Below are 21,785 nucleotides of genomic sequence, written 5' to 3'. Positions count from 1 at the left end.
TGCTCACCAGCTCAAGATTGCACTATCGTCCGCATCCGTGAGGCGCGGCGGGCGCGCGGATGGCCGGAATGCCGGCTTCTCGGTCACGCCGACCGATCGGGCCGGTCGCCTGCGGTCGTTCGCGCGGACAGCGCGCCACATGACGGCGGGGCGCAGCAGCCGGCTCGGGGGATCGACCAGCGAGGTCACCCTGGCGAACTGGTTGACGGCAACGGTGTCGTATTCGGCCGCGGCGAGCACCCGGTCGACGTACCTGCCCAGTAGCCGTTCGAGAAGCGTTGGCTCACACTCGGTTTCGGGCAGGCCGCGATCGGGGGCGGCCGACAGTTGCCACGCCTGACGGATCGGTCCCGCCGCGGCGCGGAAGAAGCGCCGCGCCAAGTCCTCGGTGCCACAAGACAAGCAGTCGCGCAGCGCCGCGGCCTCGAGCGCGGCCACCGTCATCCCCTGGCCGTAGATCGGGTTGAAGCTGCAGATCGCGTCGCCGATCACCAGCAGACCGTCGGGGAAACGGCGCATCTTGTCGTAGCGGCGCCATTGGTTCGACGGCATGCGGTGCCGCGCCGGTTCGCCGAGCGGCCGGGCCTCCCGGAGCGCCGCGAGCATGTGGGTCGGTGCGCAGTCCTCGACGAACTCGCACATGCCCGGGAAATCGCGGGGCGGTTCGCAACCCGCGATGCCCATCACGGTGAACACCCAGGTGTCGTTCTCGCAGTGCAACATGCCCAGCCCGCGCGGCCGGCCCGGCACGCACCCGACGACGAAGCCGAGCTCATGCAGCGCGTCGGGGACCATCCTCAGCGCCTGGCTCATGTAGGTGACGTGCACCACGACGTGGTCTTCGAGGGGGCGGCCGTAGCCCAGGCTGTCGAGCCAGAAGGGAGTGCGGGCCCCGCGCCCGGTGGCGTCGACGACCAAGTCGGCGTCCAGCGTGAAGTCCTCGCGGGTGCGGCGGTCGACGACCCGCGCGCCGGTGACACGGCGGTGGTCGCGCGTCGCGGTCACGGACGTCAGGGCCACGACGTCGTGCTCGTCGAGCAGCGTGACGTTGGGGATGTCGCGCACCCGCGTGCGGACGTGATCTTCCAGGAAGGGCCGGGTGACCAGGTAGGCGGTGATCGAGGGGGCGCTGCCGCTGCGCACCAGCGGGTGCCCGCCCAGATTCTGGTACCACTGGGACAGATCGTGGCCGTCGAAGTACCGGGCTCCGTCCATGATGAGTTCGTCGAGGATGCCGGGGAACAGCTCGCCGATCACCTGGGCGCCGCGGGCCAGCAGGCCGTGCAGGTGCCGTCCCTGCGGCACGCCGCGCCGGGCGGTGCCGGTATCAAGCAGGGGGTCGCGCTCCACCACCGTCACCGTGTCGAAGAAGTCGGCGAGCGCCCGCGCGGCCAAGAGGCCCGCCATGCTTCCCCCCAACACCATCGCGTGATTGCGCATGAGCTCCCGCTTTCCGCCGAGTTCGCTGGCCGACCACCGGTTGACAAAAGCCATGCTCACGGCGCGGCGCGGGAGCCGATAGCGTAGTCGGCTACGCGACCCGGGCAGGCGGACTCGGCAAAGACTCACCGCCGACCCCGAGAAACGCCGGCAACCCGGCCCGGCGGGCGCCCGCGCACCGCTATAGTCACGGCGTGATCAGCGGCGAGCTGCTGACCGGGCGCGACAGCGAATTGGGCACGATTCGCCGCGCCCTGAGCACTTCCGGCAACCATTCCGGCGTGGTGATCGCGGGAGCCGCCGGGGTGGGTAAGACCTGGCTGGCCCGCGAAGTGCTGCGGCGCGCCGAGGCGTCCGGCGAGCGCACCAAATGGATCGTCGGCACCAAGTCGGCGCACGCGCTGCCCCTCGGGGCGTTCATCGGGCTGTTGGGCGATGCGATGTCGGACCCGCTGACCAACGTCCGGCGCGTGATCGAGTCGTTCGTCGCGCGGCAGCGCCGCGGCCGCGTGGTGGTGGGCGTCGACGATGCCCACCTGCTGGATGGCTTGTCCGCGCTCGTCATTCACCAGCTGGCGCAGTCCGGCGGGGCGCGGCTGGTGGTCACCGTCCGCACCGGCAGCGACGAGCCCGACGCGGTGACGGCCCTGTGGAAGGACGGGCTGCTGGCCCGCCTGGACCTGGAACCGCTGTCGGCCGCGGCGACCCGCGAGGTCATCGAGACCACGCTGGGCGGTCCGGTGGATGCGCGCAGCGCCAACAGGTTCCGGCGCCTCACGGGCGGCAACTCGCTGTTCCTCCGGCAGTTGCTGACCGATCAGATGGCCGCCGGGCGGATGCGGCAGGTGGCCGGGGTCTGGATGTGGGACGGTGACGTCGCGGTCTCGGCGACCCTGTCCGACACGGTCGCCCGCCAGATGGGCCGGCTCACCCCGGGGGTGGCGCTCGTCGTCGACACGCTGTCGCAGTGCGAGCCGCTGCCCGTCGAGGTGCTGTGCGACGTGGTGCGCCGCGAGGACCTGGTCGCGGCGGAAGAGCTGGACCTGGTGAACGTCGAACGCGCCCCGGGCCGCCTGACGGCCAGGCTGGCGCACCCGCTGTTCGGCGAGCTTCGCCGCGCCGGCGCCGGCGAGATGTACCTGTCGACGATCCGGGGCCGGTTGGCGACGCGCCTGGCGCAACACGGTGACGCCGACATGCAGGCCACCGTGCGCCGGGGGCTGCTGCGCCTCGAATCGGACCTCGACCCCGACCCCGAGCTGTACCTGCAATCGGCGCGGCACGCGATGACGCTGCTCGACCTCGAGCTGGCCGACCGGTTCGCCAATGCCGCGGCGCAAGCCGGGGCGCCGGGCGCCGCCGGGGTACGGGCGATGAACCTGGTGCTGCTGGGCCGCGGCGAGCAGGCCGAGGTGGCGCTGCGGGACATGGCCGGCGGGCAGGCGCCCGACGGCCACCACTGGGCGACCGTGCGCGCGGCCAACCTGATGTGGATGCTGGGCAACCCGGCCGAGGCCGCGCGCATCCTCGACGGCCTCACGGCCGGCCTCGAGACACCGGAGCAGATGGCGGCGCGCCTGGCGGTGCAGGCCTGCCTGGACGCGGTGTCGGCGCGCTGCGATCTTGCGGCCGAAAGGGCAACTGCCGCATTGGAATCGGGTACGTTATCGGACTTTCATGCGATGATGGCCTCGCTCGCGTTGATCATGGCCCTGGGTGCGCTCGGCAACGTCGCGCGCCTCGGCGACGTGGCCGAGGAGGCGCTGCGCCGCGCGACGACGTCGTTCCAGGCGTCCCACATGCGGTTCTGGTTCGGCGCCGTGTACGGCCGGGCGTGCCGGCTGACTGGACGTATCGACGAGTTCGTCAGCACGGCAGAGCAATTGGCCGATTCGGCCCGTGACGTTCCGGGCCTGGCCTACGCGAACCTGGCCTTCCTGCTGGGCAACGCCGCACTGGTCCGCGGTGCCGTCGCCGACGCGGTGCGACTGGTACACGAAGCGGTTGCCGGCGTGCAAATGCATTCCGTCACAACGGGATTGCGGCCGGCGAGCTACTTCGCGCTGGCCGAGGCGCACGCCAAGCTCGGGCAGCCCGCCGAAGCGAACGAGGCCGTCGAGGGCGCACGGTCCTGCGTGCCGGCCGCCTTCCTGTTCATGGACACCGGCCTGTCGCTGGCCCGCGGCTGGGCGCTGGCGGCGAGCGGCGAGCTGGGCGAGGCCGTGGCCGGCGTGCGGGAGGCGGCGCGGCTGGCCCGCGACCGCAACCAGCCGACCCACGAATTGGCCTGCATACAGGCCGCGGCGCAATGGGGCGACGCGTCGGGCGCGGTGCGGGCGCGGGAGCTGGCCCGGGCACTGTCACTGCCGCTGGCCGACGCCGTCGCCCTGCACGCGGAGGCTCTCCTGGCCGGCAACGGTGAGGGCCTGCTGGCCGCCGCGGCGGCCTACCGGGGCATCGGTGATCGGGCCACGGCCGCCGATGCCGCGGCGCAGGCCTCCGTCGCGTTCGACGAATGCCAGCAGCACAAGCGCGGGCTCTACGCCGGGGCGCTGGCCCGGGAACTGGCCGACGAGTGCGGTGGCTTGCGCACGCCCGCGCTGCGGACCCCGGCCGGCCTGAAGTTGTCGGGGCGCCAGCGCGACGTCGTCGAACTCGTCGTGGCCGGCCTGGCCAACCGCCAGATCGCCGAGAAGCTGGTGATGTCGGTGCGCACCGTCGAGGGCCACATCTATCGGGCCTGTCAACGGGTCGGGGCCCAGTCACGCGAGGAACTGGCGTCGATCATCCGGGCCGGGCCCGGGGGCGGCGGGCCGGGCTGACGCAAGTCGAGTAGCCGACTACGCATGCGCACGAGCGCAACTCGGCCATACCGTGCCAGCAACGAAAAGGAGTTGGCATGGTCGACTTGCTGGAAAAGCCCGCCGCGGTCACGTTGGCGCCGAAGAATCCGCTTCCGTATTGGCGCCAGGCCAAGGCGGTGCGGTCCTACATCGACGGCCTGCAGATGCTGGTGGACGCCGGCGGGCCCGTCACCCGGATCGTGCTCGGACCGAAGTGGCTGGTGCCGAACGTGGTGCTGATCTCGTCGCCGCAGGGCGCCCGCGACGTGCTGGGCCGCAGCGACGAGGTCTGCGACCGCGGACGCACCCGCACGATGGTCGAGCTGCACGCCCTGATGGGCGGCAACCTCCTCGACCTTCCCCACGAGCGCTGGCTGCCGCGGCGGCGCACGCTGCAGCCGATGTTCACCAAGCGCCAGGTGTCGCGCTACGCGGGACACATGGCCGCGGCGGCGCAGTCCGTCGCCGACGGCTGGCGCGATGGCGCGGTGGTGGACCTCGACGCGGCTTGTCGCAGACTGACCCTGCGCGCGCTGGGGCGTTCGGTGCTCGGGCTGGACCTCGACGAGCGCGCCGACGAGGTGGGCCACGCGCTGCGCGTTTCCCTGGCGTGGGTTGCCGACCGGGCGGCGCGGCCGGTGAACGCACCGCGGTGGTTGCCCACCCGGGGGCAGCGCGCCGCCCGCCGCGCGAACGACACCCTGCACCGGCTGGCGGCCGAAATCCTGCACCGGGTCCGCGTCGACCCGGACCGGGACGCCCCGCTGGTGCGCGCCCTCATCGAGGCGGTCGACGAGGAGACGGGGCTGCCGTTGACCGACGACGAAATCTGCCACGAGCTGGTGCTTTTCATGCTCGCCGGCCACGACACCACCTCGACCACGCTCACCTACGCGTTGTGGGCGCTGGGCCACCACCGCGACATCCAGGACCAGGTGCGCGCCGAAATCGCCGGCTTAGGCGGGCGGGAGCTGACCCCCGACGACGTGCCCGCGCTCGACCTGACGGTGCGGGTGTTGCACGAGGCGCTGCGGCTGTGTCCGCCGGCGGCCGGGACGATGCGTTCGCCCACCCGCGACATCGTGGTGGACGGCCACCGGGTCGAGGCCGAGACCCTGGCCCTGGTCAGTTTCTATGCGCTGCACCGCGATCCCACGCTGTGGGAGGAGCCGTTGCGGTTCGATCCGGACCGCTTCCTTCCGGAGCGGTCGCAGGGCCGCAGCCGTTGGCAGTACCTGCCGTTCGGCGGCGGACCGCGCTCGTGCGTCGGCGATCACTTCGCGATGCTGGAGGCCACCCTGGCGCTGGCGACGGTCATCCGCGCGGTCGACATCGAGTCCCTCGGCGAAGACTTCCCGCTGGCAACGCCGTTCACGGTGGTCGCCGGCGCGCCCGTCCCCGCCCGGATCGGAAAGGCGGGCTAGAGACGTCTGCTCGCGACCGGGGTCACATGCCGAGCAGCCGCGCCGATCCCCACAGCGCGAGCACCGCCACCACCAATGAGACGGGCACGGTGCACAGCCCCAGGCGGGTGTACTCGCCGACGCCCGCGTCGAGGTGATGCTGGCGCAATACGCGGCGCCACAACAGATTCGACAGCGAACCCACATAGGTCAGGTTGGGGCCGATGTTGACCCCGATCAGGACCGCCAGGATGGCCACCGGCCCGCCGGATGCGACCAGCGGCAGCAGCACCAGCGTGGCGGGCAGGTTGTTGACGACGTTGGCCAGCACGGCGGCGATCGCGGCGATCGCGAGCAGCGCGGACAGCCCCGAACCCGACGGCAGCACGGCCGACATCGCCCGGTCCACGCCGTTCTGCATCACCGCGCGCACGACGATGCCCAGCGCGAGCACGAAAACCAGGAACGACACGTGCGCCGAGCGCGCGATGGCGGCCACCGAGGTGTGCCCGCGGCTCAGGCTGCGCACCGCGAGCACCGAGGCGCCGGCCAGCGCCACCCAGGCCGGCGCCACCCCGACCGACTGCCCGACCGCGAACCCGGCCAGCGTCAGTCCGACGACCACCAACACGAACACCGGCGGCCGCGGCGCCGGCCCGGATTCCTCGGAGTCGGGCTGAACGCGCAGGTCGGCCGCGAAAAACCAGCGGAAGATCACGTACAGCGTGGCCACCGCGCCCAGCCACGGCAGCGCCATCACCAGGGTGAATTTGGTGAACGAGATGTCGGCGGTGTGAAAGGCCAACAGGTTGGTCAGGTTCGACACCGGCAGCAGCAGCGAGGCGCCGTTGGCCAGGTGCGCGGTGGCGTAGGCGTAGGGCCGCATCGGCGTGCGCCGCCGGCGGACGGCGGCCAGCACGACCGGGGTCAGCAACACGACCGCCGCGTCCAGGCTCAGCACGGCGGTGATCACCGACGCGATGACGAACACCTGCCGCAGCAGGCCGCCCGACCCGACGCGCCCCCGCGCGATCACCGCGCCCGCCGCCTCGAACAGGCCCTCGTCGTCGCACAGCTTGGCCAGCACCAGCACCGCGCCCAAAAACGCGACCACCGGCGACAAATCGGCGACCTGCCCGGCCGCCTGCCGCGGCGCGATCGCGCCGATTGCGACCAGGATGGTCGCGGCGGGCACCGCCGCGACCGCCTCGGGCCAGCCGCGGGGCCGCGCGACCGCGAAGGCCAGCCCGGCAGCGAGCGATACCAGCGCGACGGCCAGTGCCGGACCGCCACTCACGCCCAGGGGTCCTCGCGGCGCCACACCGTGGGCATGTGCAACGCGATACCGTCGCGCGTGGCAAACTCATCCAGCACGCGGATGGACACGTCCAGGTCGTCGCCCGCATAGGGCAAGGCCCGCAAGGGTTTTGACAGGGGGCGAAAGAAGTCGTCCCAGTGGATCAGGATCACCCGGCGCGCGCCGACCGCGCGCACCGTCTCGGCCCAGTAGTCGGCCAGATACGACCGCGGCTGCAGGCCCAATTGGCCGGCGGACAGGTACACGACCTCGGCTCGGTTTCCGGCGAGCGCGCCCGGGACGAAGCCGGCGCTGCCCTGGATCAGCAACCGGCGGTCCGACGGCCGGTGGTGCACCAGGGCCGACCACGCCTCGCCGCAGCGGTAGGCCGACGCCCGCACCGGCGGACGCAGCGGCGCCTCGATGGCACCGGGAAACCGGTCCGGCGGGCAGTGGTGCGACTCGATCAGCGTTACGTCGAAGGCGCCCAACCGAATTGGCTCACCGGAGGTCGCGACGACGATCCGGTTCTCGGGCAGGCCGTAGCCGCGGCCGACGTTGGCCGCGGACTCGCCCCCCACCAACCGCGCGCCGGTGCGGTCGGCCACCAGCGCGGAGTCCAGCACGTGGTCGATGTGGGTGTGCACCGGGATGACCGCCTCCAGCCGCGACACCTTGGCCCGGGCCAGGCAGCCATCCACGCGTGGGGCCGACGGTGCCACCGTGCCGGCCGCGACCCGCGCCAGGCCGGGCCGCGAAAAGTAGCCGTCGGTCATCAGCGCGGATGTCCCGTCGTCGAGCAGCAGAGTCGCCACGCCCATCCAGGTGGGCGACAGCGGCGCGCCGGGCGCGGCGGCGGGCACGTCGAAGCGGTCGGCGTACCGCGCGATGTCGGGTCGACCCAGTTTCGGGCGCATCAGCAGAACGCCCCGACGTCGGTCCCGGCGGCCTCGAGCCGATCCCGCACCGCGGCCGCGATCTGCACCGCGCCCGGCGAATCACCATGCACGCAAACCGATTCCACGCTCACGTTGATCTCGGTGCCGTCGATCGCGGCGACCCGCCCCGAGGTCACCATGGTCAGCACCCGCTCGGCGATCGCGGCCGGGTCGCCGAGCACCGCGCCGGGTTCGCCGCGGGAAACCAGCCGCCCGTCGGGCTCGTACGCACGATCGGCGAACGCCTCGGGCACCGTGCGCAGGCCCAGGCGGGCGGCCTCGTCGAAAAACGCCGATCCTGCGGGGCCCAGCACCGGCAGCGCGGGGTCGACCAGGTGCACCGCCCGCGCGACCGCGGCGGCCTGCTCGCGGTGGGTCACGATCGTGTTGTACAGCGCGCCATGGGGTTTGACGTAGGACACCGCCGAGCCGGACGCCCGCGCGATCGCCTGCAGCGCGCCGATCTGGTAGACGACGTCGGCGACGAGGTCGTCGGCAGCGACGTCGATGAAACGCCTGCCGAAGCCGGCCAGGTCGCGGTAGCTCACCTGTGCCCCGACGCGCACGCCGCGCGCGGCCGCCGACCGGCACACGCGCGACAGGCCGGTGGGGTCGCCGGCATGGAACCCGCACGCGACGTTGGCGCTGGTGACGATCCGCAGCATGGCGTCGTCGTCGCCGAGGCGCCAGACACCGAAGCCCTCGCCCAGGTCGGCGTTGAGGTCGATACCGGCCACCCGCCCAGCTTATGGGGACCGTCAGCCAAAGGCCCCGCGGCGCCGTCCCAGCAGCCAGCAGGCCACGTAGATCGCGAACGAAATCGTCGCGACGAACACCGACACCGGGACGCCGGGCGCCAACGACAGCAGGATGCCCCCGACGGCCGCGACCTCCGCGAAGACCACCGACGCCACGATCGCCGCCGCCGGCGAGGCGACCACCCGCGCCGCCGCGGCCGCCGGCGTGATCAGCAACGACATCACCAGCAGCGCCCCGACGATCTGTACGGCCTGCGCGGCCACCACGCCGACCAGCGCGGCGAACACGATGCCCAGCGCGCGCACCGGCACCCCGCGAGCGGCCGCGACATCGGGGTCGACGGTGGCGAACAACAGCGGGCGGTAGCACGTGCCCAGCACGGCGACCACGAGCAGGCAGACCAGCGCCAGCATCGTCAGCCCGGTGTAGCCGACGCCGACGATCTGCCCCGTCAGCAACGCGAAGCTGGTCCCGGTCCGGCCCGGGTAGAGGTGGATGAACAGCACCGCCAGGCCCAGCCCGAACGCCAGCACCACGCCGATCACCGAGTCGCGCTCCCGCGCGCGCTGTCCCAGGATGCCGAACAGCGCGGCCGCCAGCGCGCTGCCGACCAGCGCCCCGGCGCCGACCTGGAACCCGACCAGCAACGCGAAAGCCGCACCGGTCAGCGATAATTCGCTGGACCCGTGCACGGCGAACGACATCTGGCGCATCACGATGAACGGCCCGATCAACCCCGCGACCAGCCCCAGCAGCGCGCCCGCCACCAAGGCCTGCCGGACGAAGTCGTGGCGAAGCAGGTCCGCGGTGAGGTCGAAGGAGAACAAGTGGTGCAGCACGTCGGCGAGCCGTCGATTCATCGCCCACGCCCGTCATCCGGGCCGCCCACCACCACGTAGCCGTCCCTGACCCTGACCACCTCGATGTCGGCCCGATACAGCTCAGACAGCGTCCGGCTGGTCATCACCTGCTCGACGGTGCCGATCTCGAAGCGGCCGTCGACCAGGTACAGCAGCCGGTCCACGTACGGCAGGATCGTGTTGAGCTCGTGCGTGACGACGATGACCGTGGTTCCCGCGTCGCGGCGGCGCCGGTCGATCAGGGCCGACACGAGCCGGGAGTTCGCCGGGTCCAGGGTCAGCAGCGGCTCGTCGCACAGCAGCAGCATCGGGTCGCTGACCAGCGCCTGCGCGATGCGCACCCGCTGCAGCTCGCCACCGGACAGCACGCCGACCCGGGCGTCGGCCAGCTGTTCGCCGTTGACCTGGCGCAGCGCGTCGGCCACGGCCGCGCGCCGGCGCGCCCGGTCCGCGGCCCGCAGCGGCGCCCCGCCCCAGCGGCGGCCGTCGACGCCCAGCCGCACCAGGTCGCGCCCGCGCAGCATGACGTCGCGGTCGAGCGGGCGGTGTTGCGGCACGTAACCGATGCTTCCGCTGCCGGCGGTGACGGGCCGCCCGCCCACCAGCGCGGCGCCGGCGCTCAGCGGCAGCTGCCCGAGCAGCACTTTGAGCAGCGACGTCTTTCCGCTGCCGTTGGGTCCCAGCACGGCGACGAACTCGCCGGGCGACACGGACAGGTCGAGGTGGTCCCACAGCACCCGGTCGCCGAACGCCAGCCGGGCCCCACGCAGCGAGACGACCACCGTTGGGCTACCGGCTCGACCGCAGCGCGGCCAGCAGCTGGTCGACCGTGTTGCGCTGCCAGGTCAGGTAGTCGATGCCGTCGGGCATTGTCTCGCTCACCTCGGTGACCGGGACGCCCGCGCGCCGCGCGGCATCCCGCAACCCGTCGATCGCGGAGCTCGACGTCTGCGGATTGACCAGCAGCGCCGAGACCCGACGGTGGGCGATCATGTCGAGCACCGAGGCCACGTCGGCGGGCGCGGGGTCGGTCTGGTTCTCGCTGGCCGCGCTGAACGTGGCCGGGGTGCGGTTGACCAGGCCCGCGGCGGCCAGCAGGTAGTGCGCGTCGGGCTCGGTCGCGATGACCCCGGCGTCGGGGTAGGCGCCGGCGATGGCGCGTTCGGAGATGGCGATCGCGTCGGCCCCGCGGCAGAACGCGGCGGCGTTGGCCCGGTAGTCGGCGGCGTTGGCCGGGTCGATGGCCGCCATCCGGTCGGCGATCGAGGACGCCACCGCCTTGGCGACGCCCAGGTCGTAGAAGACGTGTTCGTTGGGCGGCTCGGCGCCGGCGCGGGAGACGAACGAGTAGGCATCGACGGACCGGACGCCCGGGTGCCGCGCCAGCACCGCATCCACCCACGGGTCGTAGCCGCCGCCGTTGTAGACCACGAGGGCGGCGTCGGTGATGGCGGCGGCGTCCGACGGGCTGGCCAGGTAGGAATGCGGGTCGGCGTCGGCGCCGCGCACCAGGGACTTCACGGCGACGTGCCGGCCGGTGACGGCGCTGGCCACGCTGCCCCACACGTCCGTCGACGCCACCACGACGGCCGCGCTCGCGCCCACCGGACCGCCGCAGCCTGTGGCGGCCGTCAGGCCCGGCACGACGAGCAGCACGGCCGATAGCCACCGCCTCATCCGCACGCCCGTTTCCTCTCGCCGGCCGACCAGCCGACCCATAATACTAATGAAAATCGTTTCCAATAAAAAGTTGCGCTTCTCGGCCCCGTGGGCGCGGGCGGCGATGCGCGGTAGCGTCACCGAACGTGAGTCCCACCCCCCGCCGGCGTGCGACTCTGGCGTCGTTGGCCGACGAACTGAAGGTCTCGCGCACGACGGTCTCCAACGCGTTCAACCGGCCGGACCAGCTCTCCGCCGAGCTTCGCGAACGGGTGCTGGCCACCGCCAAGCGGCTGGGTTACCCGGGCCCGGACCCGGTGGCGCGCTCGCTGCGGACCCGCAAGGCCGGCGCGGTCGGGCTGGTGATGGCCGAGCCGCTCACCTATTTCTTTTCCGACCCCGCTGCGCGGGATTTCGTTGCGGGCGTGGCGCAGTCGTGCGAGGAACTGGGGCAGGGACTGCTGTTGGTCGCCGTCGGCGCCAGCCGCAGCCTGGACGACGGGACGGCCGCCGTGCTCGGTGCGGGCGTCGACGGCTTCGTGGTGTATTCGGTCTGCGACGACGATCCCTACTTGCAGGTGGTGCTGCAGCGCGGGGTGCCCGTCGTGGTGGTCGACCAGCCCAAGGGCCTGCCCGGGGTGTCGCGGGTGGGCATCGACGACCGCGCGGCGATGCGGGAGCTGGCCGGCTACGTGCTCGGGCTGGGCCACCGCGAGATCGGGTTGCTGACCATGCGGCTGGGCCGCGACCGCCGCCACGGTCTGGTCGACGCCGAGCGCCTGCGCTCACCTGCCTTCGACGTGCAACGCGAACGCATCGTCGGCGTGTGGGAGGCGATGGCGGCCGTGGGTGTCGACCCGGATTCGCTGACCGTGGTGGAAAGCTACGAGCACCTGCCGGAATCGGGTGGCAACGCCGCCAAGGCGGCGCTGGAGGCCAATCCGCGGATCACCGCGCTGATGTGCACGGCGGACATTTTGGCCCTGTCCGCCATGGATTACCTTCGCGCGCGTGGCATTTACGTGCCGGGGCAGATGACCGTCACGGGGTTCGACGGCGTGCCCGACGCGATCGGCCGCGGGCTGACCACGGTGGCCCAGCCGAGCCTGCGCAAGGGTCACCGGGCCGGGGAGCTGCTGCTCAAACCGCCGCGCTCGGGTCTGCCGGTCATCGAGGTGCTGGACACCGAGCTGGTGCGCGGGCGCACCGCCGGGCCGCCGGCCTAGCTACGCGTCCGTGTCGCCGATCAACAACCGCACGGCCAGGTCGAGCCGCTTGCTGACATCGGTCGCCGAGGCCCGCCGCGTCAGCCAGGCCAGCAGGTTCGACAACCACACGTCGGAAATCACCCGGGCGATGTGGTACTGGTCCTCGGTGGGCTCGCCGTCGGCCATCGCCCGGGCGAACATGGAATCGATGAGCTTTTCGACCTGGTCGACCTCGCTGGCCGCCGAGGCGTCGGCGAACACGTAGGCGCGCGTCATCGCCTCGGTGAGCAGCGGGTTGCGCTGCATCGCCCGGTTGAGCTTGCCGACCATGAAGTTCAGCCGCTGGAAGGGCGTGCCGCCGGCGACCGAGGAGCGGTCGGTCTTGGCGTCGATGCGGCCGAACTCCCGGCCCAGCGCCGACACCAGCAGGTGCACCTTCGACGGGAAATACCGGTACAGGGTGCCCACCGCCACGTCGGCGCGGTCGGCCACCGCGCGCATCTGAACCGCCTCGTAGCCGCCCTTGGATGCGATGGCCATGGTGGCATCGAGGATGCGTTTGCGGCGTTCCCGCTGGGCCTCCGAGCCGAGCTCGGACTCCGCCAATACGGCCACGTTCATGACCTCGCGCGGCTGCGAGTCCGAAACGCGTTCCGGGGTCGGGTTCGCTGACGACATCTGCGGGGGTGCTCCTCTTTCAGGTGGTCCGTTCGCAAACGATACGCATGGTGAGGGTGAATTTCCCACCTCCCCGCAGCCGGGACAACGACGTGTACTGCTGTGATGGCGTTCGACTTGACGCTCGATCGCTGGCACTATTAGAACACGTTCTAGTGGGCTTTAGTCGCCCTTTATTCGTCACGTCGAACCAATCACGCGGAGGCCCAGGGTGGTAGCGACCGTCACCGACGAACAGTTCGCCGCGCGTGCGCTGGTGCGTGACTGGGCCCGCAACCCGACGTCGGGGCCGGGCGGGACCGTGGCGATCCGCGGCGTCGAACAGGGCGACCCCGACGCGTGGCGGCCGGCCTTTGCCGGTCTGGCCGACCTCGGCATCTTCGGGGTGGCGATCGCCGAGGACCACGGCGGCGCCGGCGGCAGCGTCGAGGACCTGTGCGCGATGGTCGAGGAGGCGGCCAAGGCGTTACTACCCGGGCCGGTCGCGACCACCGCGCTGGCCACCCTGGTGATCGATGATCCCGACCTGCTGGCCGCCCTGGCCTCGGGGGAACGCTTCGCCGGGGTGGCGCTCGACGGTCCAGAAAACCAAGTGCGATTCGACAACCAGAGCGCGTCCGGCACCGTCGAATGGGTACTGGGCGGGGCGCCGGGTGGGCTCGTGCTGTTGCCCGCCGGCGCCGACTGGCTCCTGGTCGACACCGACGGCGAGGGGGTGCGGCTCGAGGCGCTGCCGGCCGCCGACTTCTCCCGGCCACTGGCCCGGCTGGTGCTGACGGACGCGCCCGCGGTCCCGGTCCCGGGGGGCCGCGTCGAGGATTTGGCCGCGACGCTGCTGGCCGCCGAGGCCGCGGGCATCACCCGGTGGTCGCTGGACACCGCGGTCGCCTACGCGAAGGTGCGCGAGCAGTTCGGCAAGCCGATCGGCAGCTTCCAGGCCGTCAAGCACCTGTGCGCGGAGATGCTGTGCCGCGCCGAGCAGGCCGAGGTGGCCGCTGCCGACGCCGCGCGTGCCGCCGGGGAGTCCGACGCCGAACAGTTCTCCATCGCGGCCGCGCTGGCCGCGAGCACGTGCATCGCCGCCGCCAAGGCCAACGTCCGGGACTGCATCCAGGTGCTCGGCGGCATCGGCTGCACCTGGGAGCACGACGCGCACCTGTACCTGCGCCGCGCGCATGCCATCGGTAGGTTTCTCGGCGGCGCCGAGCGCTGGTTACGCCGCATCACCGCGCTCACGCAGGACGGCGTGCGCCGCCGCCTGGGTATCGACATCACCGAGGTCGAGGGCCAGCGCGCCGAGATCGCCGCGGCCGTCGCCGAGATCGCCGCGCTGCCCGCCGAAAAGCGGCAGGTGGGCCTGGCCGAGGCGGGGCTGCAGGCGCCGCACTGGCCCAAGCCGTATGGGCGGGCCGCGTCCCCGGCCGAGCAGCTGCTGATCGATCAGGAGTTGGCCGCGGCGGGCGTCGAACGGCCCGACCTGGTGATCGGCTGGTGGGCGGCGCCGACCATCCTCGAGCACGGCACCCCGGAGCAGATCGAGCAATTCGTGCCGGCGACGTTGCGTGGCGAATTCCTTTGGTGCCAACTGTTTTCCGAGCCGGGGGCCGGCTCCGACCTGGCGTCGCTGCGCACCAAGGCGATGCGGACCGATGGTGGCTGGAACCTGACCGGGCAGAAGGTGTGGACGTCGGCCGCGCACAAGGCGCGGTGGGGCGTGTGCCTGGCGCGCACCGACCCCGATGCCCCGAAACACAAAGGCATCACCTACTTCCTGGTGGACATGAAGTCACCGGGCATCGAGATCCGCCCGCTGCGAGAGATCACCGGCGACTCGCTGTTCAACGAGGTGTTCCTGGACAACGTGTTCGTGCCCGACGCGATGGTGGTCGGGACGGTCAACGACGGCTGGCGGCTGGCCCGGACCACCCTGGCCAACGAACGCATCGCGATGGCCAACGGGACCGCGCTGGGCAACCCGATGGAAGAGCTGCTGAGGCTTTTGGCGGCAAGGGATCTCGACGTTGCCGAGCAGGACCGGCTGGGGCGGCTGATCATCCTGGCCCAGACCGGAGCGCTGCTGGACCAGCGCATCGCTCAGCTGGCCGTGGGTGGCCAGGACCCCGGCGCACAATCCAGCGTGCGCAAGCTGATCGGCGTCCGCTACCGGCAGGCGCTGGCGGAATTCACGATGGACGTCGCCGAAGGCGGCGGGCTCGTCGACCGTCGCGCGGATAACGACCGCGCGGTGTTCGACTTCCTCAACACGCGTTGCCTCACGATCGCGGGCGGCACCGAGCAGATCCTGCTGACCGTCGCCGCCGAGCGCCTACTGGGCCTGCCCCGCTAGTCAGCCGAGATCGGCTGCGGCGGCGTGCAATTCGCGCAATGCCTCGCAGGCCAGGACGCCCAGGTCTCGGGTCTCGCCGGGCTCGGCCCAACGCGCATACGCGGTTTTGAACGCCAGCGACCCGAGCTCGGCGGCCAGCACCGCCGTCTGTTCGGGCACGCCGCGAGACTGCAGCGCTTCTGCCACCGCCAGGGCGAGGCCGATCTGCTTGAGCGCATTGCGCGCTTGCAGTTCGGTGCTGGCGGCGATCGCGGCTTTGAGCCGGGGCGCGAGGTCCCGGTTGAACGACGTGAACCCCGCCGCCACCGACTCCAGACCGGCACACACCGCGGCCAGCGGAGTCGCGTCGGGCGGCGCCGCGGCGACGCCCTCGCGCAGCAGTTGCGCGATCGCGTCCTGCCCCGCCGCCAGCACGTCCCGCTTGTCCGGGAAGTGCCGGAAGAAGGTGCTCTTCGTCAGCCCGGCCCGTTCGGCGATCTGCGCCACCGTCGTCTCGTCGTAGCCGCGTTCGCTGAACAGGTCCAGCGCCGCGGCGACCAAGCGTTCGCGCGCGTCCGGCTGCCAGCGGGCCATACGCTCACCATAGTGATGCGACCGTTACCCCGTCACCGGTGTACGGTGATGGGACAATAGTCGCATCACAGGAACGGAGCTGCTCGTGCGCGTATTCGTTACCGGGGCCAGCGGAGGAATCGGCTCGGCCGTCGTCGCCGAACTGATCGCCGCCGGCCATCAGGTCGTGGGCCTGGCCCGATCCGAGGCCGCGGCCGCCACCATCAGCGGGCTCGGCGCGGAGCCGCTTCACGGCGACATCGCCGACCTGGAGGTCCTGCGGCGGGCGGCGACCGCCGCCGACGGCGTCATCTCGCTGGCGTTCTCGAACGACTTCAGCAACATCGCGGCCGGCGTCGAGGCCGAGGCCCGCGCGGTCGCGGCGCTCGGCGACGCGCTCGTCGACAGTGGCAAGCCGCTGGTCTTCGCGAGCGGCACCCCGACGGTGCCCGGGCGCGCAAGCACCGAAGCTGACCCGTTCAACACCGAGGGGCCGATGGCCGGGCGCGGCCGCACGGGGCAGGCCGCCATCGACCTGGCCGGCCGCGGCGTGCGATCGGCCGCCGTGCGGCTGCCCCGGTCGGTGCACGACGCCGGCGGGCGCTACGGCTTCGCCAGCCTGCTGATCCAAGCCGCACGGCTGGGCGGGGTGTCAGCCTTTGTGGGCGACGGCGCGCAGCGCTGGCCCGCGGTGCACCGGGCGGACGCGGCGTCGTTGTTCCGGCTCGCCCTCGAAGAGGCGCCGCCCGGCTCGGTGCTGCACGCGGTGGGCGACGAAGGGGACCCGATGCGGGCGATCGCCGAGGTGATCGGCCGCCGGCTCGGCGTTCCCGTCGAGTCCGCCCCGGCAGAGAAGTTCGGCCCGCTGGGTACGGTCTTCGCCGTCGACCAGCCCTCGTCGAGCGCGCTGACCCGCCGGCGGTTCGGCTGGAACCCCACCGGCCCGAGCCTGCTCGAAGACCTCGAAACCGGCCTATATCCACGGCCGTGACTCTGCGCGTATGGCGCCAAAGTGCGAGAAGGCCGCGCCCTCAGCGCACAGTCAACGTCAGGAGAAACTCGTCTGCGCGCAGGTGCTGGGCGAGGTGATGTTGACGCCCGGGTAGACCACCTGGATGTGGGTGCAGGCGATGACGCTGATGTCGGTCTTGGGCCGGCCCGTCGACCAGTCGGCAGAGTCGATGCGCCCGGCCGTCTGGTACTTCTCCGGCGGCCCGTCGCCGAAGTAGACCGTGGTGATCTCGTCGGAGCCCATCGCCTTGTTCACCCGTTCGTGTTCGCCGCTCGCGTGCACGTCGAGGTAGGCCATCCGATTCGGTGAGCGGATCTCGGTGGTCTGGCGGGCCCACAGGCCCGGCGGGAAGCCGCTCACGCCGTCGGGCGTGCGCATGTCGGCCCCGACGGTGAAGTCGCAGTGGCCGTCGGACTGGAAGCAGTTGAGGAAGGCGTGCGTCTCCAGCTGGTTGGGGCCGTCCAGCGGGAACAGGGTGGTGGCGGTGTTGCTGGCCGCCGCGCAAACCGGGCCCGGCAGCAGCGCCAGCACGCCCCCGACCACTGCAAACCCCGCCATCACCCGCATCATCGGAGCTCCCCTTCCCGGTTACTCGTCGTAGGTGACTTCTACCGAATCAGATTCCGGGTGAGATTGACAGGCCAAAATCAGGCCGTCGTCGAGATCCTGTTGCTCCAGGACGTCGTTGACCTCCATGTTCACCTTGCCGCTGCGCAGGGTGCAGGCGCACGCGCCGCAGTGGCCCTCCCGGCAGGAGAACGGCGCGTCCAGACCCTTGGCGAGCAACACGTCGAGCAGCTTGGCGTTCCGCGGCCACGACACGGTGTGCGTTTCGCCGTCCAGTTCCACGACCACGGTGGCCGGCGGCCGGTCGCCTTCGGGGGTGTCTTCGACTTTGACCGCCGCGAAGGGGTCGGACTCCAGCGACTTGAACACCTCGATGTGCACCTGCGCGGCGGGCACTTTCAGCCCGTCGAGGGCCACGCGTGCCGCGTCCATGAACGGACCCGGCCCGCAGATGAACACGGGCCGATCGGTGTAGGGGGCGGCGAGTTTCGCCAACGCGTCGGCGCTGGGCAAGCCCTGCAGCGACTCCAGCCAGTGCACCACCGTGAGCCGGTCGGGGTACTTGGCGGACAGCTCGCGCAGCGCGTCGGCAAAGATCACCGAGCGGTCGTCGCGGTTGGCGTAGAGCAGTGTCACCCGCCCGCCGCCCTCGGCCAGCGCCGACTTGCAGATCGACATGATCGGGGTGATCCCACTGCCCGCGGCCATCAGCAGGAAGTCGCCGTCGAGCGTCTTGGGCACGAAGGTGCCCGACGGCGCCAGCACGTGGATGCGCATGCCCTCGTGCGCGTTGTCGCACAGCCAGTTGGACGCGTATCCGTCCGCGGTGCGCTTGACGGTGACGGTGAGGGCATCGTCGATGAACGGCGAGCTGCACAGCGAGTAGCAACGCGCGACCGAGCCCGTCCGCTCGCTGGGAACGCGCAGCGTCAGGAACTGGCCGGGCGCGTATCGCAGCCGCTCCGGGGGGATGTCCGGATCGCCCGCGGCCGCCGGCGCGGCGAACACCAGTGACCGCGCGTCGTCGGTCTCGGCAACGACCTCGGCGATCTGCAGTTCGAGGACATGGTCGCCGAGTGGCTCGTCGGGTGCCTGGTCCAGATCGGCTTCCGTCAAGACCCGTCCCTTCCTCTCCTCATAACTAGAACATGTTATAGAAAACCGGATTCATATCGCTACCAGCCGCAGGAATACCCTGCTCGACACGAATCGGAACGTGTTCTAGTCTTTCGTGTAAGTCCGTACTCCCGGGAGGCAAATCCAGTGACGTCCATTCAACAGCGTGATGCGCAGTCGGTGTTGGCTGGGATCGATGATCTTCTCCCCAAGATCGCCGAGCGCGCGCAGGCGACGGAGGACCTGCGCCGGTTGCCCGACGAGACCGTTCAGGATCTCGAGGACGTCGGCTTCTTCACCCTGCTGCAACCGGAGCAGTGGGGCGGGCTGCAGTGCGATCCCGGGTTGTTCTACGAGGCCGTTCGCCGGCTGGCCAGCGCGTGCGGTTCCACCGGCTGGGTGAGCTCGATCATCGGCGTGCACAACTGGCACCTGGCGCTGTTCGACCAGGCGGCGCAGGAGGAGGTGTGGGGCGACGACCCCAAGACGCGGATCTCGTCGTCGTACGCCCCGATGGGCGCCGGCGTGGTGGCCGACGGCGGCTACCTGGTCAACGGCTCGTGGAACTGGTCGTCGGGCTGCGACCACGCCTCCTGGACGTTCGTGGGCGGGCCGGTCATCAAGGACGGCCGGCCGGTGGACTTCGGCAGCTTCCTCATCCCGCGCAGCGAGTACCGCATCGACGACGTCTGGCACGTCGTCGGCCTGCGTGGCACCGGCAGCAACACGCTGGTGGTCAAGGACGTCTTCGTGCCCCGGCACCGGTTCTTGTCCTACAAGGCGATGAACGACGGCACCGCCGGCGGATATCAGAACAACACCGCCGCCGTGTACAAGATGCCTTGGGGCACCATGCATCCGACCACCATCTCGGCGCCGATCGTCGGCATGGCCTACGGCGCGTACGACGCGCACGTCGAGCATCAGGGCAAGCGGGTGCGTGCGGCGTTCGCCGGTGAGAAGGCCAAGGACGACCCGTTCGCCAAGATCCGCATCGCCGAGGCGGCCAGCGACATCGACGCCGCGTGGCGGCAACTGTCCGGCAACGTGGCCGACGAGTTCGCGCTGTTGTCGGCCGGCAAGGAGATACCGTTCGAGCTGCGTGCCCGGGCCCGTCGGGACCAGGTGCGCGCGACCGGCCGGGCGATCTCCTCGATCGACCGGTTGTTCGAGGCGTCGGGCGCGACCGCCCTGGCCAATGACCAACCGGTGCAACGGTTCTGGCGCGACGCGCACGCGGGCAGGGTGCACGCGGCCAACGACCCCGAGCGGGCCTACGTGATCTTCGGGAACAACGAGTTCGGGTTGCCCCCCGGCGACACCATGGTCTGATGACCATTGCGCAAGAGCTGACGTTCGAGTCCACGTCGCGCTTCGCCGACGTCGACGTGGACGGGCCGCTGAGGCTGCACTATCACGAGGCCGGTGCCGGTAACGACCAGACGGTGGTGCTGCTGCACGGCGGCGGCCCGGGCGCGGCGAGCTGGACGAACTGGTCGCGCAACATCGGAGTGCTGGCCGAGCGATTCCACGTGCTGGCCGTCGATCAGCCGGGGTACGGACACTCCGACAAGCGCGCGGAGCACGGCCAGTTCAACCGCTACGCCGCCCGCGCGCTCAAGGGCCTCTTCGATCAGCTGGGCCTGGGCCGCGTTCCGCTGGTGGGCAATTCGCTCGGCGGGGGCACCGCGGTCCGGTTCGCGCTGGACTACCCGGAGCTGGCCGGGCGCCTGGTGTTGATGGGTCCCGGCGGGTTGAGCGTCAACCTGTTCTCGCCGGACCCGACCGAGGGCGTCAAACGGTTGGGCAAGTTCTCTGCCGCGCCCACCCGGGAAAACCTCGAGGCCTTCCTGCGGGTGATGGTCTACGACCAGAAACTGATCACGCCGGAGCTGATCGAGCAGCGTTTCGCGCTGGCCAGCACGCCGGAATCGTTGACGGCGACCCGGGCGATGGGAATGTCGTTCGCGGGGGCCGACTTCGAGCTGGGCATGATGTGGCGCGAGGTGCATCGGCTGCGCCAACCCGTCCTGCTGATCTGGGGCCGGGAGGACCGGGTCAACCCGCTGGACGGCGCGCTGGTGGCGCTCAAGACGATTCCGCGTGCGCAGCTGCACGTTTTCGGGCAGTGTGGGCACTGGGCGCAGGTGGAGAAGTTCGACGAGTTCAACAAGCTGACCGTAGATTTTCTGGGAGGTGCGCGATGAGTATCCGGTCGCTGGGCTACCTGCGCATCGAGGCCACCGACATGGCGGCCTGGCGCGAGTACGGCCTGAAGGTGCTCGGCATGGTGGAGGGCAAGGGCGCCGAAGAGGGCGCCCTGTACCTGCGGATGGACGATTTCCCGGCCCGGCTGGTCATCGTTCCCGGCGAGCACGACCGGCTCTCCGAGGCCGGCTGGGAATGCGCGAACGCCGAAGGCCTGCAAGAGATCCGGCAGCGGCTCGACGTGGAGGGCACGCCGTACAAGGAAGCCAGCGCCGCCGAGCTGGCCGATCGCCGGGTGGACGAGATGATCCGTTTCTCCGACCCGTCGGGCAACTGCCTCGAGGTCTTCCACGGCGCCGCCTTGGAGCACCGCCGGGTGGTCAGCCCGTACGGGCACAAGTTCGTCACCGGGGAGCAGGGCCTGGGGCACGTGGTGCTGACCACCCGCGACGACCAGGAGACGCTGCACTTCTACCGGGATGTGCTTGGCTTCATGCTGCGCGACTCGATGCGCCTGCCGCCGCAGCTGGTGGGCCGGCCCGCCGACGGGGCGCCGGCCTGGCTGCGGTTCCTGGGCTGCAACCCGCGCCATCACAGCCTGGCATTCATGCCGGGGCAGACCCCCAGCGGCATCGTGCACCTGATGGTCGAGGTCGAAGAGGCCGACGACGTGGGCCTGTGCCTGGACCGGGCGCTGCGCCGCAAGGTGCCGATGTCGGCCACGCTCGGCCGTCACGTCAACGACCTGATGCTGTCGTTCTACATGAAGACCCCCGGCGGTTTCGACGTCGAATTCGGTTGTGAGGGTAGGCAAGTGGACGACGACGGCTGGATCGCACGGGAGAGCACCGCGGTGAGCCTGTGGGGTCACGACTTCTCGGTCGGCTTCAGAAGCTGA

Annotated in this window: 19 protein-coding genes; 8 read left to right on the top strand and 11 right to left on the bottom strand. The window is 71.2% G+C overall.

Annotated features, from left to right (window positions below; all coding sequences use genetic code 11):
* Positions 1-3 precede the first annotated feature (3 nt).
* Positions 4-1,440: an FAD-dependent oxidoreductase gene (locus AC5Y43_RS24680; RefSeq protein ID WP_499977188.1), complete on the bottom strand. Its 1,437-nt coding sequence runs from the start codon at positions 1,438-1,440 to the stop codon at positions 4-6.
* A 194-nt stretch (positions 1,441-1,634) separates the two neighbouring features.
* Here AC5Y43_RS24680 and AC5Y43_RS24675 point away from each other — a divergent pair, with 194 nt between their 5' ends.
* On the top strand, positions 1,635-4,262 hold the full coding sequence (locus AC5Y43_RS24675; protein ID WP_499977155.1) for a LuxR C-terminal-related transcriptional regulator: 2,628 nt from the start codon (positions 1,635-1,637) through the stop codon (positions 4,260-4,262).
* 77 nt (positions 4,263-4,339) lie between these two features.
* On the top strand, positions 4,340-5,707 hold the full coding sequence (locus AC5Y43_RS24670) for a cytochrome P450 (protein ID WP_499977150.1): 1,368 nt from the start codon (positions 4,340-4,342) through the stop codon (positions 5,705-5,707).
* Positions 5,708-5,729: 22 nt separating this feature from the next.
* Here AC5Y43_RS24670 and AC5Y43_RS24665 read toward each other — a convergent pair whose 3' ends face one another.
* From AC5Y43_RS24665 to AC5Y43_RS24640, 6 genes are read right to left on the bottom strand one after another with little or no spacing between them, the layout of a single operon-like run.
* Positions 5,730-6,965, bottom strand: coding sequence for an SLC13 family permease (locus tag AC5Y43_RS24665; RefSeq protein ID WP_499977185.1), 1,236 nt, complete (start codon positions 6,963-6,965; stop codon positions 5,730-5,732).
* Between the two features lie 14 nt (positions 6,966-6,979).
* Positions 6,980-7,900 carry an MBL fold metallo-hydrolase gene (locus tag AC5Y43_RS24660; RefSeq protein WP_499977148.1) on the bottom strand — a complete coding sequence of 307 codons (921 nt, stop codon included), beginning with the start codon at positions 7,898-7,900 and terminating at the stop codon, positions 6,980-6,982.
* Positions 7,900-8,658, bottom strand: coding sequence for a LamB/YcsF family protein (locus AC5Y43_RS24655; RefSeq protein WP_499977146.1), 759 nt, complete (start codon positions 8,656-8,658; stop codon positions 7,900-7,902). Before AC5Y43_RS24655 ends, AC5Y43_RS24660 begins: the two co-directional genes overlap by 1 nt.
* Positions 8,659-8,679: 21 nt before the next feature.
* Entirely contained in the window at positions 8,680-9,540 is an 861-nt protein-coding gene (locus tag AC5Y43_RS24650; RefSeq protein ID WP_499977143.1) for a metal ABC transporter permease, read from the bottom strand.
* Entirely contained in the window at positions 9,537-10,322 is a 786-nt protein-coding gene (locus tag AC5Y43_RS24645; RefSeq protein WP_499977139.1) for a metal ABC transporter ATP-binding protein, read from the bottom strand. The genes AC5Y43_RS24650 and AC5Y43_RS24645 overlap by 4 nt, the downstream gene beginning before the upstream one ends.
* Before the next feature lie 7 nt (positions 10,323-10,329).
* Positions 10,330-11,259, bottom strand: a complete 930-nt coding sequence (locus AC5Y43_RS24640) for a metal ABC transporter solute-binding protein, Zn/Mn family (protein ID WP_499977137.1) — start codon at positions 11,257-11,259, stop codon at positions 10,330-10,332.
* An 86-nt stretch (positions 11,260-11,345) separates the two neighbouring features.
* Between AC5Y43_RS24640 and AC5Y43_RS24635 the strand changes: the two genes are divergently transcribed.
* Positions 11,346-12,425 (top strand): Rv3575c family transcriptional regulator, encoded by a 1,080-nt coding sequence (locus AC5Y43_RS24635; protein WP_499977133.1) that lies wholly within the window; start codon positions 11,346-11,348, stop codon positions 12,423-12,425.
* On the opposite strand, the gene kstR is transcribed toward AC5Y43_RS24635, so the two are convergent.
* Positions 12,426-13,022, bottom strand: a complete 597-nt coding sequence (kstR, locus tag AC5Y43_RS24630; protein WP_499977183.1) for a cholesterol catabolism transcriptional regulator KstR — start codon at positions 13,020-13,022, stop codon at positions 12,426-12,428.
* A gap of 274 nt (positions 13,023-13,296) precedes the next feature.
* Here kstR and AC5Y43_RS24625 point away from each other — a divergent pair, with 274 nt between their 5' ends.
* The gene (locus tag AC5Y43_RS24625) at positions 13,297-15,432 is read left to right on the top strand and encodes an acyl-CoA dehydrogenase family protein (RefSeq protein ID WP_499977131.1); all 2,136 of its coding nucleotides are present in this window, start codon (positions 13,297-13,299) and stop codon (positions 15,430-15,432) included.
* Here the strand turns inward: AC5Y43_RS24625 and AC5Y43_RS24620 are convergent, their stop codons facing one another.
* Positions 15,433-16,005, bottom strand: a complete 573-nt coding sequence (locus tag AC5Y43_RS24620) for a TetR/AcrR family transcriptional regulator (protein WP_499977128.1) — start codon at positions 16,003-16,005, stop codon at positions 15,433-15,435. It lies immediately after the preceding gene.
* Positions 16,006-16,090: 85 nt separating this feature from the next.
* Here AC5Y43_RS24620 and AC5Y43_RS24615 point away from each other — a divergent pair, with 85 nt between their 5' ends.
* Complete coding sequence (locus AC5Y43_RS24615; RefSeq protein WP_499977125.1) at positions 16,091-16,975, top strand: SDR family oxidoreductase; 885 nt, start codon at positions 16,091-16,093, stop codon at positions 16,973-16,975.
* Positions 16,976-17,032: 57 nt separating this feature from the next.
* Here AC5Y43_RS24615 and AC5Y43_RS24610 read toward each other — a convergent pair whose 3' ends face one another.
* Together AC5Y43_RS24610 and AC5Y43_RS24605 are read right to left on the bottom strand one after the other, a co-directional pair.
* Entirely contained in the window at positions 17,033-17,566 is a 534-nt protein-coding gene (locus AC5Y43_RS24610; protein ID WP_499977120.1) for a hypothetical protein, read from the bottom strand.
* 18 nt (positions 17,567-17,584) lie between these two features.
* Positions 17,585-18,679, bottom strand: a complete 1,095-nt coding sequence (locus AC5Y43_RS24605; RefSeq protein ID WP_499977118.1) for a 2Fe-2S iron-sulfur cluster-binding protein — start codon at positions 18,677-18,679, stop codon at positions 17,585-17,587.
* A gap of 147 nt (positions 18,680-18,826) precedes the next feature.
* Between AC5Y43_RS24605 and hsaA the strand changes: the two genes are divergently transcribed.
* Genes hsaA through hsaC form a run of 3 tightly spaced genes read left to right on the top strand, consistent with a single transcriptional unit; the run spans position 18,827 to position 21,785 of the window.
* The gene (gene hsaA / locus AC5Y43_RS24600; RefSeq protein ID WP_499977116.1) at positions 18,827-20,011 is read left to right on the top strand and encodes a 3-hydroxy-9,10-secoandrosta-1,3,5(10)-triene-9,17-dione monooxygenase oxygenase subunit; all 1,185 of its coding nucleotides are present in this window, start codon (positions 18,827-18,829) and stop codon (positions 20,009-20,011) included.
* A complete protein-coding gene (gene hsaD, locus AC5Y43_RS24595; protein ID WP_499977115.1) occupies positions 20,011-20,886 on the top strand; it encodes a 4,5:9,10-diseco-3-hydroxy-5,9,17-trioxoandrosta-1(10),2-diene-4-oate hydrolase in 876 nt (291 codons plus the stop codon). Before hsaA ends, hsaD begins: the two co-directional genes overlap by 1 nt.
* Positions 20,883-21,785, top strand: coding sequence for an iron-dependent extradiol dioxygenase HsaC (hsaC, locus tag AC5Y43_RS24590; protein ID WP_499977113.1), 903 nt, complete (start codon positions 20,883-20,885; stop codon positions 21,783-21,785). Before hsaD ends, hsaC begins: the two co-directional genes overlap by 4 nt.

This window comes from Mycobacterium sp. NGS57, from assembly GCF_059812405.1.
Note: the sequence above shows the minus strand (reverse complement) of the source record. Positions and strands in the feature narration are given on the sequence as shown.

Bases quoted from the DNA above. Each gene is read 5' to 3' on its own strand.
- AC5Y43_RS24680 (WP_499977188.1), bottom strand. From the start codon at position 1,440: ATGCGCAATCACGCGATGGTGTTGGGGGGAAGCATGGCGGGCCTCTTG.
- AC5Y43_RS24670 (WP_499977150.1), top strand. From the start codon at position 4,340: ATGGTCGACTTGCTGGAAAAGCCCGCCGCGGTCACGTTGGCGCCGAAG.
- AC5Y43_RS24660 (WP_499977148.1), bottom strand. From the start codon at position 7,900: ATGCGCCCGAAACTGGGTCGACCCGACATCGCGCGGTACGCCGACCGC.
- AC5Y43_RS24650 (WP_499977143.1), bottom strand. From the start codon at position 9,540: ATGAATCGACGGCTCGCCGACGTGCTGCACCACTTGTTCTCCTTCGAC.
- AC5Y43_RS24640 (WP_499977137.1), bottom strand. From the start codon at position 11,259: ATGGGTCGGCTGGTCGGCCGGCGAGAGGAAACGGGCGTGCGGATGAGG.
- AC5Y43_RS24620 (WP_499977128.1), bottom strand. From the start codon at position 16,005: ATGGCCCGCTGGCAGCCGGACGCGCGCGAACGCTTGGTCGCCGCGGCG.
- AC5Y43_RS24610 (WP_499977120.1), bottom strand. From the start codon at position 17,566: ATGATGCGGGTGATGGCGGGGTTTGCAGTGGTCGGGGGCGTGCTGGCG.
- hsaD (WP_499977115.1), top strand. From the start codon at position 20,011: ATGACCATTGCGCAAGAGCTGACGTTCGAGTCCACGTCGCGCTTCGCC.
- hsaC (WP_499977113.1), top strand. From the start codon at position 20,883: ATGAGTATCCGGTCGCTGGGCTACCTGCGCATCGAGGCCACCGACATG.